Raw genomic sequence first — 12,978 nt, 5'->3', positions numbered from 1 at the left:
CGCTGCGCTACCGGGCGGGTTCCGTGGTTGCGGCAGCCGCTGCCTGCGCTTCCAGAGCCTGACGGCGGCGTGCGCGCTCCAGCTGTTGGCCCACGGTGCGGGGCACCAGGCCGTACATGTCGGCAAAGGCCTCCAGGCTCTGGCCACTGGCTTCAAACGCGCGCAGCAGGGCTTCGTCCTTGGCGTTGCGGGCCGACCATTCGGCCAGGGCTTCTTCCAGGAGGGCGTTGGCGGCTTCGTCGCGGCCCTGCACGCGTTCGATGTAAGCCTCGCGGGTGAGGCCCGAGGCCTCGAACGCCGCGATCATGCGGTTGCGCAGCTTGGGCTGCAGGTCTTCGGTGGGGCGGTGTTTGCTGTTCTTGCGCCGGCGGTACACCTCCAGCAGCGCGTGGTGCACGTGCTCGGGCGCCATGTCCTCCACAGGCTGGCCTTGCAGGTCGTGGCGCTGGTCGCCGGCGGCCACGCTTTGCAGGTAGCGGGTGGACCGGGTGTGGATGCCCAGGGCCACCTTCAGCGCGTCGCGGTCAAAGGCGTCGGGGTGGGCGGCCAGCAGGTCCTGGAAGATGCCGCGCTTGAGCGGGCGAAACACCGCACCGAACAGCGCCGGGTACAGCGCGGCCAGCTTTTCGAGGAGGGGGTGCGTGCGCTGGGGGGCGCGCGCTGCGGGCTCAGGCGCCGCCGAGCCGTCGGCCGCTACCGCATGGGCAGCGGGGGCGGCACCCGGCACGCGCCGGGGGGTTCTGCGGCGGTCGCTGCCGCTGCGGCGGGGGGCGTCGCCGCGCTGCCGGGTCACGCCCGCGCGGGCGTCGATGGCGGCGGCAGGCACCGGGGCCGTTGCCGGGGCCGGTGCGGCAGGGGCTGCGGTCGGTGGTACGAGTGCGGACGCGGAATCGGTCATGGCGGTGAGCGGTGGTTGGTGGGCCGGAAAACCCTCCATCATGCCAGTGTTGGCCTGCACGGGCTTGGTGCATGGCAGCAGCGGGTGCGGCGGGCATGCATATTGTGCGCCGGGTTGCGTCGCGCGGGCCCTGGCGCTGCAGGGGCACCGGCGCGCCGCGTTTCAGGGAGAAGGGTGCAGTGCCGCGTCCAGAACCTCCACCCAGTGACGCACCGGCGTACCCGTGCCGCTTTGCAGGTGGGTGATGCAGCCGATGTTGGCCGACAGGATCACGTCGGGCGGCTGTTCTCCAAAGGCTTCGCCCAGCACGCCGAGCTTGCGGTTGCGCAGCTGGTACGACAGCGCGGGGTTGAGCACCGAATAGGTGCCCGCCGAGCCGCAGCACAGGTGCGCCTCGTTGCGCGCGGCTCTCAGCTTGAAGCCCAGCTGGTTCAAATGCGCTTCCACACCTCCGCGCAGCTTCTGACCGTGCTGCAGGGTGCAGGGCGGATGGTAGGCGTACAGGGTGTCGGGCTGGTTCACGCGGCCCCGCAGCTTGTCGGCCAGCTCGGGCAACACATCGGGCAGCAGCTCCGACAGGTCGCGCGTGAGGGCGCTGATGCGTGCGGCACGGGCGGCGTACTGCGCATCGTCCTTGAGGATGTGACCGTACTCCTTCACGGTGACGCCGCAGCCCGAGGCGTTCATCACGATGGCCTCCACGCCGCCGCCCTCCACCAGCGGCCACCAGGCGTCGATGTTGGCGCGCATCTGCGCCATGCCGCCTGCCTGGTCGTTGAGGTGGAACTTGACGGCGCCACAGCAGCCGGCCTTGGCGGCCACCACGGTCTGTATGCCCACGGCGTCCAGCACACGGGCGGTGGCGGTGTTGATGTTGGGCATCATGGCCGGCTGCACGCACCCCGCCAGCATCAGCACCTTGCGCGCATGCTGGCGCGTGGGCCAGGCGCCGGCCGCCTGCGGGGCGGGCACCTTGGCCTTCAGCGACGCGGGCAGCAGGCCGCGAACGGCCTGGCCGGCCTTCATGGCGGGGGCAAACAGGGGCGAGGGCAAGCCTTCCTTCAGCGCCCAGCGCAGCGCTTTTTCGCCCAGGGGGCGCGGCACTTTTTCATCAACGATCTTGCGGCCGATGTCCACCAGGTGGCCGTACTGCACGCCGCTGGGGCAGGTGCTTTCACAGTTGCGGCAGGTGAGGCACCGGTCCAGGTGCGATTGTGTGGCGCGCGTGGGCGTGGCGCCTTCGAGCACCTGCTTGATCAGGTAGATGCGCCCGCGCGGGCCGTCCAGCTCGTCGCCCAACAGCTGGTAGGTGGGGCAGGTGGCGGTGCAAAAGCCGCAGTGCACGCATTTGCGCAAGATGGCTTCGGCCTCGCGGCCGTCGGCGCGGGCGGCGTATTCAGGGGAGAGTTGGGTTTGCATGGTGCATGCCTGGAAGACTAAAAACGATCAGAGCGCTGGCGGACTGTGCGAAGGCGGTTGCGAGGACTGCGCCTTGCGCAGCGGCCGACGCAGGCGCGCGCGGTCGGCCCACAGCGGGGGCAGCGACAGGGCCAGCAGCACCAGCGCCAGCGGCACCACAAACACGAAGCCCACGTACTTGAACCCCGCCGCTCCCGCCACGCCACCCACCAGAAACATCGTCAGCAGGCCCGCAAACAGCCGCAGGCGCGCATGGTTGGCGCGCACCTGGGCCTCGGGGGCGGTGCCCGTGCGGTTCCAGTACAGCATCTTGCCCAGCTCAATCCCCAGGTCGGTCACCACGCCGGTCATGTGTGTGGTGCGGATCTGCGAGGACGACATCTTGGTCACGGTGGCGTTCTGCAGCCCCATGATGAAAGACAGCAGCAGCACGGTGGCCGGCACGGCAAACGGTGTGGGCCAGCTCAGCGTGAGCGCGCCCACCAGGCCAAACACCAGCATCAGCAGCGCCACCACCAGCAGGGGCAGCGCGTAGCTGCTGTGCAACTTGCGCTGGCGCGCCCAGTTGACCATGACGGCCGTGGTGGCCGCGCCGCTCACAAACGCCAGCAGCGCCCCCACGGCCCCCAGCACCAAGGCCATGTTGCCCAGCACCAGGTTGTCGGCCAGCATGGAGACGAAGCCCGTCATGTGCGAGGTGTAAAGGTGCACCACCAGAAACCCGCCCGCGTTGACCGCGCCCGCATTGAACGCCAATAGCAGGCCCAGCACCCGGTTGCCGGCGACGGTGCGGTGGTGGCCGGTGAGGTGGCGAAGACGTCGCATGCGGGGTGGGCGCGTGTGCGGGTGTGCGGGAAGGTCGATGACAGGCAGGTCAGCCGGCGTTACCGCCTACCAGCCCAGCGCCACACGGCCAGGGTTGAAGATGCCCGCCGGGTCAAAGCTGTGCTTGAGCCGCAGGTGGATCTGCTCCAGCGCACGGGATTTGAGGTCAAATTGGCCGCTAGCGCTTGATGTACATGCGCTAGCAGCTACAAAAACAGAAGCACTACCCCCCGCAGCATGGGCCATTGCCCGCAGCGTATCGCCTGCGTCCTCGGGCGCCTGTACCCAGCGCAGTGCGCCGTGCCATTCCACCAGCGGCTGCGCGCCGCCGGGCAGGGCCAGCGCGGGAGTGGTGGGCGGCACGGACAGGCGCCACAGCGCGTGCCCCGGCTGCGCGGCACGGTCGGCAAACCAGGGCAGTGTCTGTTCTCGGCAGGCCACCCAGTCGGGCGCCACGGTGGCGTTGTCCAGGCGGGTGCCGCCCATGGTCTTGCACGCGGCCTCCACCGCCGCCACGGCGCCACGCAGGCGCACATACAGCGTGCCAACGCCGCCGTCCTGCACCCAGCAGCTGGCGTTCAGCGGCAGGGGCTGGCCGCCCCAGGCATGCAGCTTGCGCAATGCGTCGGCCTGGTTGATGTCGTCAAAGCGCAGCGTGGCCTCGCCGGGCGGCACGGGCAGCACCTTGAGGCTCACCTCCGCAATCAGCCCCAGCGTTCCCCAGGCGCCCGCCATGAGGCGCGACACGTCATACCCCGCCACGTTCTTCATGACCTGGCCGCCAAAGCTCAGCAGCTCGGCCCGGCCATTGAGCACCGTGGCGCCCAGCACGTAGTCGCGCACTGCGCCCACACTGGCCCGCGCGGGGCCCGACAGGCCCGCCGCCACCATGCCGCCCACGGTGGCGGAGTCTGCAGGGGTCCTGGCGAAATGCGGGGGTTCAAAGGGCAGGCACTGGCCGTGTTCGGCGAGCAGGGCCTCCAGCTCGGCCAGCGGGGTGCCAGCGCGCACGGTGACGACCAGCTCGCTCGGCTCGTAGCTCACGACGCCGCTGAGCACGCGGGTGTCCAGCACCTCGCCGTGCAGCGCCAGACCATGAAAGTCTTTGGTGCCACCGCCGCGGATGCGCAGCGGGGTCTGGTCTGCGGCGGCGGCGCGCACGCGGTCGGCGATCTGGGCAAGGGCGTGATCCATACGCTGCATCGTAGCGGCAGGCTTGCGCCGCACGGCAGGCGCCGGGCGTGAATTTTTTGAACAGCGCGCGTGCAAAGCGCTGTGTGCCAGCGGTGCCGGGGGCTGCACTGCTGGCGGGCCAAGAAAAAAGCCCGCCGGGGGGCGGGCTGGAAGAACCGTAAGGAGTGACTCGCTTGTTCTTGTTGCGACGCTGCGGTGCCACCAGACACCGCAGCGCGTTCTGCGCAAGGCGGTCGGTCGTTCAGCGGTTGTACGCCGTTTCGCCGTGCGAGGTGATGTCCAGGCCTTCGCGTTCGGCTTCTTCGGACACCCGCAGGCCCACCAGCAGGTCGGCGATCTTGTAGGCGATGAACGCCACAACGCCGGACCAGACCATGGTGAACACCACGCTCTTGACCTGGATCCACACCTGGGCGCCCATGGCGTAGGTGTCGGGGCTCAGACCGCCGGTGCCGCCCAGGCTTTGCGATGCGAACACGCCGGTCAGGATGGCGCCGATGATGCCGCCCACGCCGTGCACGCCGAACACGTCAAACGCGTCGTCCACGTTGAGCATGCGCTTCAAGCCACCCACACCCCACAGGCAGACGATGCCGGCGATCAGGCCGATCACGATGGAGCCCATGGGGCCCACAAAACCTGCGGCAGGCGTGACGGCCACCAGGCCAGCCACGGCGCCGGACGCAGCGCCCAGCATGGAGGCCTTACCCTTGTGCAGCGCTTCACCAGCGATCCAGCTCAGCGTGGCAGCCGCAGTGGCCAGCACGGTGTTCACGAAGGCCAGGCCGGCGTTGCCGTTGGCCGCACCGGCCGAACCGGCGTTGAAGCCGAACCAGCCCACCCACAGCAGCGAAGCGCCCACCATGGTCAGCGTCAGGCTGTGGGGCGTGAGGGCCTCCTTGCCGTAGCCAATGCGCTTGCCCACCATGTAGGCGCCCACCAGGCCCGCGATACCGGCGTTGATGTGCACCACGGTGCCGCCCGCAAAGTCGAGTGCGCCGTCGGCTGCCAGCAGGCCGCCGCCCCACACGATGTGGGCCATGGGCACGTAGCTGAAGGTGAACCACAGCACCGAGAAGATCAGCACGGCCGAGAACTTGATGCGTTCGGCGAACGAGCCCACGATCAGCGCCACGGTGATGGCGGCAAACGTGCCCTGGAACGCAATGAACACGTATTCAGGAATGGTGGCCAGCGCGCCGAAGGTCTCTTGCGTCACGCCCTTGAGGAAGATCTTTTCAAAGCCGCCGAAGAACTTGCCCTCGCCCGAGAACGCCAGGCTGTAGCCGTACAACGACCACAGCAGGGAGATCAGCGAGAACACGACAAAGACCTGCATCAGCACCGACAGCATGTTCTTGCTGCGGCCCAGGCCGCCGTAGAACAGCGCCAGACCAGGGATGGTCATCAGGATCACGAGCAGGGTGGAAGTCAACATCCAGGCGGTGTCGCCGGAATCGACCTTGGGTGCAGGTGCTTCAGCGGCGGGGGCCTCGGCAGGTGCGGCAGCAGCGGCGGCAGCCACGGGGGCGGCAGCCGGCGCTTCGGCAGCGGGGGCCGAGGCCGCGGCCTCAGGGGTGGCGGGCGCCTGGGCCAGCGCGGCGGTGCCGCCGGACAACAGGCTCATTCCCAGGATGAAAGAAGCAAGCAGTTTTTTCATGGCATTTCTTCTCTTGTTCTGATGCGGCCGGGCCCTTACAGGGCTTCCTTGCCGGTTTCGCCGGTGCGAATGCGCACCACCTGCTCCAGGTGGGTCACAAAAATCTTGCCGTCACCGATCTTGCCGGTGCGGGCCGCGGTTTCGATGGACTCGATCACGCGGTCCACCAGGTCGTCTGCCACGGCGGCTTCGATCTTGACCTTGGGCAGAAAGTCGACCACGTACTCCGCGCCGCGGTACAGCTCGGTGTGGCCCTTCTGGCGGCCGAAGCCCTTGACCTCTGTGACCGTGATGCCTTGCACGCCGATGTCCGAAAGTGCTTCACGCACCTCGTCCAGCTTGAAGGGCTTGATGATGGCTGTCACCATTTTCATTTGGGATTCCTCCGGGATGGGCGCCACCGGCGCCCATTGAGACTGACTGACTAGTACTTGCGAGACGGACTCTTACAGGGTCTTGGTGAGCGTGACGATGAGGCGCGACTTGTTCACGTCACCGAAGAAGGCCTTCTTGTTGGCACCCACCACGGCCGCGCCCAGCGACAGGCCGCTGCCGAAGTCGTACGCACCGCCGATGCTGTAGTCCATGTAGTTGGGTACGCCGGTGTCCTTGATGTCGCTGGCAAAGCGGGTGAAGCCCACCGAGGCCTTCAGCGTGATGCTGGGGGCCACTTCCTGGGCGAACGACAGGCCCAGGTAGCCGGTGTTGCGGCCCTTCAGGCCTGAGCCCGCCTTGGCGCCGGCCCAGCCGAAGTAGTCCTTGGAAACGGTGTGCGAGTACTTGGCGGTGAAGGGGCCGAAGGTGGCACCAGCGTACAGCTCGGTGGTGTTGCCGTTGCTGTTGCCGGGGTAGATGTAGGTCAGCGCACCCAGGTCCAGGTCCACGTCGCCGGCCTTGAATTTGTAGCCGCCGTACAGGTCGGATTCGAGCGAGTTGTTGGCCAGCCAGTCCACGCTGGAGTTCCAGTTGCCGACATACCAGCCGGTGTCGCCGAAGGCGTAGTCAAAACCGCCTTGCAGCGCAGGCTTGACGGCCTTGGACTTGGAGGCGTCCTGGTCCTGGCCGCGGAACTTGTAGTTGCTGGTCAGGCTGACGTTGGCACTGAGTTGGGCCTGGGCCAGCAGAGGCAGGCTTGCGACAAGGGCAACGCCCAGGGTTTTGATGATGGCGCGGGTCATGTTTCCTCCGGGTTGGACAAAGTAGGGACAAGCGCTTTAAGCACGGACCGTGCCACGCGGCCACGCGCTATGGCCCCACAGGTTGCATTGCGTTACGCCGATCCCCGGTACATTGGCGGGATGCGCGCAGACGCCATGCACTTTTCTGGTGCATTTGCCCACGTGGCGGCGCTAAAAAACCATAAAACGCACCCATCTGGGGAGAAACCGCTTCATGAGTCTTGCTTTGGTGCAAAGCCGCGCCCTTCTGGGGCTGCAGGCACCTTCTGTCACCGTGGAAGTGCATCTGGCCAACGGCCTGCCCAGCTTCACGCTGGTGGGACTGGCCGAGGTGGAGGTGAAAGAAGCGCGCGAGCGGGTGCGCTCGGCGCTGCAGAACGCGGGGCTGGAGTTTCCGTCCAACAAGCGCATCACGGTGAACCTGGCACCTGCGGACTTGCCCAAGGACTCTGGCCGCTTCGATTTGCCCATCGCCCTGGGCATCCTCGCCGCAAGCGGCCAGGTGGACGCCAGCCGCCTGGCGGGCTACGAGTTTGCGGGGGAGCTGTCTCTGTCCGGCGAACTGCGCCCGGTGCGTGGCGCGTTGGCCACCAGCCTGGCGCTGCAAACGCAGCAGGTCAACGCCCACCTGGTGCTGCCCCCCGGCAGCGCCGAAGAAGCCGCCCTGGTGCCCGCCGCCCAGGTGGTGCGCGCCAGCCACTTGCTGGACGTGGTGCGCGCCTTTCTGCCACCCGGCAGCACCGCAGGGGGCGATGCCGACATCGCCAACGGCGGCTGGGTGCGCCTGCGGGCCACGCCGCTGGCGGCCGCCACGCGCGGGCCCGACATGGCGGATGTGAAGGGCCAGTCCAGCGCCAAGCGCGCGCTGGAGATCGCCGCCGCCGGCGGCCACAGCATCCTGATGGCCGGGCCGCCGGGCTCGGGCAAGTCCATGCTGGCGGTGCGCTTTGCAGGCCTGCTGCCCGCCATGACGGTCGAAGAAGCGCTGGAAAGCGCTGCCATCGCCAGCCTGGCCGGGCGCTTCAAGACCGACCAGTGGGGCCAAAGGCCCACGGCAGCGCCGCACCATACGGCCAGCGCGGTGGCGCTGGTGGGCGGTGGCTCGCCACCGCGGCCGGGCGAGATATCGCTGGCGCACAACGGGGTGCTTTTTCTCGACGAGCTCCCGGAGTTCCCCCGCGCCGCCCTGGAGGCGCTGCGCGAGCCCCTGGAGACCGGCCACATCACCATTGCCCGGGCCGCGCAGCGTGCCGACTTCCCCGCGCGGTTCCAGATGGTGGCCGCCATGAACCCCTGCCCCTGCGGCTACCTGGGCTCGCCACAGCGCGCCTGCCGCTGCACGCCCGACCAAGTGAGCCGCTACCAGGCCAAGCTCAGCGGCCCGCTGCTGGACCGCATCGACCTGCACGTGGAAGTGCCCGCCCTGCCCGCCGATCAGCTGGTGCAGGCTCCACCTGGCGAGTCCACCGACGCCATCCGCGAACGTGTGGTACGCGCCCGCGCCGCAGCACTGGCGCGCCAGGGCCAACCCAACCAGGCGCTGCAGGGCCAGGAGATCGACGCCCACGTGCTGCTGGACGACGCCGCAGCGAAGTTTCTGCACACGGCCGCAGCCCGTCTGGGCTGGTCGGCCCGCAGCACCCACCGGGCGCTGAAGGTGGCCCGCACCATTGCCGACCTGGCAGGCGCCACCACCACGCAGGTCAGCCATGTGGCCGAGGCCGTGCAGTACCGCCGCGTGCTGCGAAGCCCCGCGTAAGCCCTGTGGCGCGCGGCCGCAAAACGCGCCACACTCGGCGCAACTACCAAATTGATAGCTGCTAGCGCTTGTTGAATAAGCGCTAGAGCCGTATTTGATCTATATCTGCAAGCCCCCACCCTGCCCTCGGCACAATCGCCCCATGTCCAGCGCACGCCCTCCCCGCAAGAAATCCGCTCCCCCCGTTGATGGCCCTGTGGAAGTGCCGGCCAGCGCCGCCACCGGCACCCCGGCGGTGGACACCTGCTTTTTGCGCACGCTGGTGGGCTACAACACGCGGCGCGCCTCGCTGGCCATCATCGAAGTGTTCATGGAACGCATGGCGGTGTACGACCTGAAGGTGGTGGACTTTTCGGTGCTGTCGCTGGTGGCGCACAACCCTGGCGTCACCTCGCGCGAGCTGTGCGCCACGCTCAATGTGCTGCCGCCCAACATGGTGGGCCTGATCGCGTCGCTGGAAAAGCGCGGGCTCATAGAACGCCGCCCCCACCCCAGCGACGGCCGCGCGATGGGCGTGCACCTGACCGCTGCGGGCGCCGACCTCACAGCACAGGCCGAAGAGACCGCCGCGCAGCTGGAGGTGGACGCCACCGCGCGCCTGACGGCCACCGAGCGCAAGACGCTGATCCGGCTGCTGCAGAAGATCTATCTGCCGGCGGGGGCGTAGGCGCACGGACAAAGAAAAAGGGGCGCCGGTGCGCCCCCTTTTTTCATCGTTGCCGTGTCCCTCAGGCGATATGTGCCGCCGGCTTGGCCGCCAGCGCCGCCGCCAGCCCGCCCCACTTTTCCTGGAACAGCCCAGGGTCCATGGTCTTCACGTTGCGCATGATGGGCTTGAAGCCCATGTGCGCCAGCACGTCGCGCTCCAGGTCGATGCCGGGCGCGATCTCGATCAGCTCCAGCCCCTCAGTGGTCAGGCGAAACACCGCGCGCTCCGTTACGAACAGCACGTTCTGCTCGCGCTTGGCGGCATCCAGGCCATTGAAGGTGATCTGCTCGACCTTCTCGATGAACTTGCGCGAACGGCCTTCTTTCACAATCTCCAGCCGCCCGTCGCCCACCTTCACCTCCAGGCCGCCGGCCGTGAAGGTGCCGCAGAACACCAGGTTCTTGGTGGAGCGCGTGATGTTCACAAAGCCGCCGCAGCCCACGGGCCGGCCGTTGAACTTGCTCACGTTCACGTTGCCGTGGTTGTCGGCCTGCGCCAGGCCCAGAAAGCTCGCGTCCAGCCCGCCGCCGTCATAGAAGTCAAACTGCAGCGACTGCTCGATGATCGCGTCGGCGTTGTAGGCCGTGCCGAAGTCGCCCAGCTGCGCCGGGATGCCGCCGGTGATGCCGCTTTCCACGCTGAGGGTGAACTGGTCAGACACCCCTTCTTCCGCCGCCACGGAGGGCACACCCGCAGGAATGCCGATGCCCAGATTGGTTATGGCGCCGGGTTTCAGCTCCATCGCCGTGCGGCGGGCGATCACCTTGCGCTCGTCCAGCGGCATGGGCGCCAGCGAGTTCACCGGCACGCGCACGTCGCCGCACAGCGCGGGGTTGAACTGCGTGGTGATGGTCTGCATGTGGTTCTCGGGCTGGCTGACCACCACGTAGTCCACCGACACCCCGGGTACCTTGACTGACTTGGGGTGCAGGCTGCCCGCCTTGACGATGCGCTCCACCTGCGCGATCACGATGCCACCGCAGGCCTTGGCCGCGTGGGCGATGTTGATCTGCTCCAGCAGCACGCCTTCCTTGTCCAGCGTGAGGTTGCCGTTCTCGTCGGCCAGCGTGCCGCGGATGATGGCCACATCGACCTTGGGCGAGGGGTAGAACAGCCACTCCTCGCCGTTGAATTCGACGAGCTTGACCAGGTCTTCGGTGGACTTGCTGTTGAGCTTGCCGCCTTCGATGCGCGGGTCCACAAACGTGCCCAGGCCCACCTTGGTCAGCAGCCCGGGGCTGCGGCTGGCGATGTGGCGCGTGAGGTGCGAGAGGCTGCCCTGCGGGAAGTTGTAGGCCTCGACCTCGCCGTCGAACACCATCTTCATCATCTCGGCGCCGGTCTGGCCGAAGTGGCCGGCCACGGTGCGCTTGATCATGCCGGGGTGCGCAAAGTGCACCATGCCCGCGTCCTTGCTGTTGCCGATGGCGCCACAGGCCCAGGTGGTCACGTTCTTCGGACTGCCGTGTTCGAGGAAGTTTTTCTCGATGCCCTTGAGCACTTCCTCGGGCAGGCTGGAGACGGCCAGGCCGCCCAGAAAAATGGTGGCGTTGTCGGGGATCAGGGCGCCGGCTTCGGCGGCGGTGATGATTTTCATGGTGGCCTTCGATGAATACTATTGTTTCGATAGCTTCTAGCGCTTATTCAATAAGCGCTGGAGCCCTATTTGTGTTGGATTTCAAGCGTCCTGGTTCTCGATGAGCAAGGCAATGCCCTGCCCGCCGCCCACGCAGGCGCTGGAGATGCCCCAGCGCAGGCCGCGGCGGCGCAGCTCGCGCGCCAGGGTCACCGTCAGGCGCACGCCGGTGGCGGCCAGCGGGTGGCCCAGGGCGATGGCGCCGCCGTTCACGTTGAGCTTGTTCAAGTCCAGCCCCAGCTCGCGGCCGACGGCCAGAGTCTGTGCGCCCTGGGCTTCGTTGATTTCGAACAGGCCGATGTCATCCAGCGTGAGGCCGGTGCGCGCAAGCAGCGCGCGGATGGCCGGGGCCGGGCCGATGCCCATGTATTCGGGCGCCACGCCCACCGCCGCGACTCCACGCAGGCGCGCCAGGGGCTTGAGGCCACGCTGCTGCACATAGGCATCGCTGGCCACCACGGCGCCCACGGCGCCGTCCACCAGGGCCGAGCTGTTGCCAGCGGTCTGCACGCCGCCGGGGTAGACCGTGCGCAGCGCGGCCAAAGCTTCCACCGGCGAGGGGCGCGGGTGCGTGTCGCGGTCCAGCTGCGCCACCTTGCGGGGCAGCGTGATGCCGCGGGTGGCGTAGCCTGCGAGTTCAAACTTCTCGCTGGTCACTGGCACGATCTCGCCCGCCAGAAAGCCGTCTTCCTGCGCCTTGAGCGCGCGGGCAAAGGACTGCGAGGCATAGGCATCCACGTCTTCACGCGTGATGCCGTATTTCTTGGCCAGGTTCTCGGCCGTTTCGATCATCGTGACTGGGCCTGCGGTGTCGATCAGCGCTTCCATGAGGAAATCCTTGAACTCCACGGGCGCGCCCAGCTTGAAGCCGGTGCGGTGCGTGTAGGCCGCAATCGGGTTGCGCGTCATCGATTCGGTACCCACCACCAGCGCCACGTCGGTGTAGCCCAGCGCGATCTGGTCGGCGGCTTGGCGGAACAGCTCAAAGCCCGTGCCGCAGATGCGCTGCACCAGGATGGAGGGCACGTCCAGCGGCACGCCCGCATACAGGCCAATGTGGCGCGGCAGCACGTAAGCGTCAAAGTCCGCCTGGGCCATGGAACCGGTGATGACCGAGCCCACATCGGTGGCTGGCACGCCGCTCTTCTCCAGCACGGCACGCGCCACCTTGATGCCCAGGTCGGTGGGCGACACATGGCCCAGCGCGCCGCAGTAGTCCACCAGCGGCGTTCGCACGCCGTCCACCAGCCAGGCGTTCAGGGGGGCGGAGAAGGAGCTTTTCGAAGCGTTGGTCATGGTCAGGCCTTGGAGGTGGTCTTGCTGTCGGTCACGCGCAGCACGGTCGCATAGCCGGTGTCACCGGCCGCGCAGCCGGTGAACAGGCCCACGCCGCCGCCGCGCAGCACCAGCTCTTCAATCAGTTCGATGATGGCGCGCAGGCCCGTGGGCGCCTGCGGGTGGCCCCAGATGATGGAGCTGCCGTAGTTGTTCATGCGCTCCCAGGCAAAGCCGGTGTCCCGCGCCAGGGCGATGTCGTTCACGGCAAAGGGGTTGTGCGTCTTGATGGCAACCACATCGCTGATGGACAGGCCCGCGCTCTTGAGTGCGTTGAACGCGGCGGGCGATGGCGCCATGGGCATGAAGCCCGCCTCCACGCGCGCCATGCCAAAGCCCAGGATCTCCACTTCGATGCCGGGGTC

At 67.8% G+C, this 12,978-nt stretch carries 12 protein-coding genes; 2 read left to right on the top strand and 10 right to left on the bottom strand.

What is annotated here, in order from left to right; translation table 11 throughout:
* Positions 1-7: 7 nt before the first annotated feature.
* From ACK4HJ_RS20760 to ACK4HJ_RS20730, 7 genes are all read right to left on the bottom strand, one after another.
* Positions 8-898, bottom strand: coding sequence for a ProQ/FINO family protein (locus ACK4HJ_RS20760; protein WP_409835086.1), 891 nt, complete (start codon positions 896-898; stop codon positions 8-10).
* Between the two features lie 162 nt (positions 899-1,060).
* Entirely contained in the window at positions 1,061-2,317 is a 1,257-nt protein-coding gene (gene glcF / locus ACK4HJ_RS20755) for a glycolate oxidase subunit GlcF (protein ID WP_409835084.1), read from the bottom strand.
* A gap of 27 nt (positions 2,318-2,344) precedes the next feature.
* Complete coding sequence (locus ACK4HJ_RS20750) at positions 2,345-3,142, bottom strand: YoaK family protein (RefSeq protein WP_409835082.1); 798 nt, start codon at positions 3,140-3,142, stop codon at positions 2,345-2,347.
* A 66-nt stretch (positions 3,143-3,208) separates the two neighbouring features.
* Positions 3,209-4,345 carry a glycolate oxidase subunit GlcE gene (glcE, locus tag ACK4HJ_RS20745; protein WP_409835081.1) on the bottom strand — a complete coding sequence of 379 codons (1,137 nt, stop codon included), beginning with the start codon at positions 4,343-4,345 and terminating at the stop codon, positions 3,209-3,211.
* Between the two features lie 232 nt (positions 4,346-4,577).
* The gene (gene amt / locus ACK4HJ_RS20740; protein WP_409835079.1) at positions 4,578-5,996 is read right to left on the bottom strand and encodes an ammonium transporter; all 1,419 of its coding nucleotides are present in this window, start codon (positions 5,994-5,996) and stop codon (positions 4,578-4,580) included.
* 35 nt (positions 5,997-6,031) lie between these two features.
* The gene (gene glnK / locus ACK4HJ_RS20735; protein ID WP_015012094.1) at positions 6,032-6,370 is read right to left on the bottom strand and encodes a P-II family nitrogen regulator; all 339 of its coding nucleotides are present in this window, start codon (positions 6,368-6,370) and stop codon (positions 6,032-6,034) included.
* A gap of 72 nt (positions 6,371-6,442) precedes the next feature.
* Complete coding sequence (locus tag ACK4HJ_RS20730) at positions 6,443-7,174, bottom strand: TorF family putative porin (RefSeq protein ID WP_409835076.1); 732 nt, start codon at positions 7,172-7,174, stop codon at positions 6,443-6,445.
* A gap of 214 nt (positions 7,175-7,388) precedes the next feature.
* Here ACK4HJ_RS20730 and ACK4HJ_RS20725 point away from each other — a divergent pair, with 214 nt between their 5' ends.
* Both ACK4HJ_RS20725 and ACK4HJ_RS20720 read left to right on the top strand, forming a co-directional pair.
* Positions 7,389-8,933 carry a YifB family Mg chelatase-like AAA ATPase gene (locus ACK4HJ_RS20725; RefSeq protein WP_409835074.1) on the top strand — a complete coding sequence of 515 codons (1,545 nt, stop codon included), beginning with the start codon at positions 7,389-7,391 and terminating at the stop codon, positions 8,931-8,933.
* Between the two features lie 142 nt (positions 8,934-9,075).
* Entirely contained in the window at positions 9,076-9,600 is a 525-nt protein-coding gene (locus ACK4HJ_RS20720; RefSeq protein WP_409835072.1) for a MarR family winged helix-turn-helix transcriptional regulator, read from the top strand.
* Between the two features lie 61 nt (positions 9,601-9,661).
* On the opposite strand, the gene ACK4HJ_RS20715 is transcribed toward ACK4HJ_RS20720, so the two are convergent.
* The 3 genes from ACK4HJ_RS20715 to ACK4HJ_RS20705 all read right to left on the bottom strand — a co-directional run bounded on the left by ACK4HJ_RS20715 (position 9,662) and on the right by ACK4HJ_RS20705 (position 12,963).
* Entirely contained in the window at positions 9,662-11,239 is a 1,578-nt protein-coding gene (locus ACK4HJ_RS20715) for an acyl CoA:acetate/3-ketoacid CoA transferase (protein ID WP_409835070.1), read from the bottom strand.
* An 81-nt stretch (positions 11,240-11,320) separates the two neighbouring features.
* Positions 11,321-12,574: a thiolase family protein gene (locus ACK4HJ_RS20710; RefSeq protein ID WP_409835069.1), complete on the bottom strand. Its 1,254-nt coding sequence runs from the start codon at positions 12,572-12,574 to the stop codon at positions 11,321-11,323.
* A gap of 2 nt (positions 12,575-12,576) precedes the next feature.
* Entirely contained in the window at positions 12,577-12,963 is a 387-nt protein-coding gene (locus ACK4HJ_RS20705; protein WP_409835107.1) for a hypothetical protein, read from the bottom strand.
* Between the last annotated feature and the right edge of the window lie 15 nt (positions 12,964-12,978).

Origin of the sequence: Acidovorax sp. (assembly GCF_046294525.1) — a bacterium.
GTDB lineage: Bacteria > Pseudomonadota > Gammaproteobacteria > Burkholderiales > Burkholderiaceae_C > Acidovorax.
Note: the sequence above shows the minus strand (reverse complement) of the source record. Positions and strands in the feature narration are given on the sequence as shown.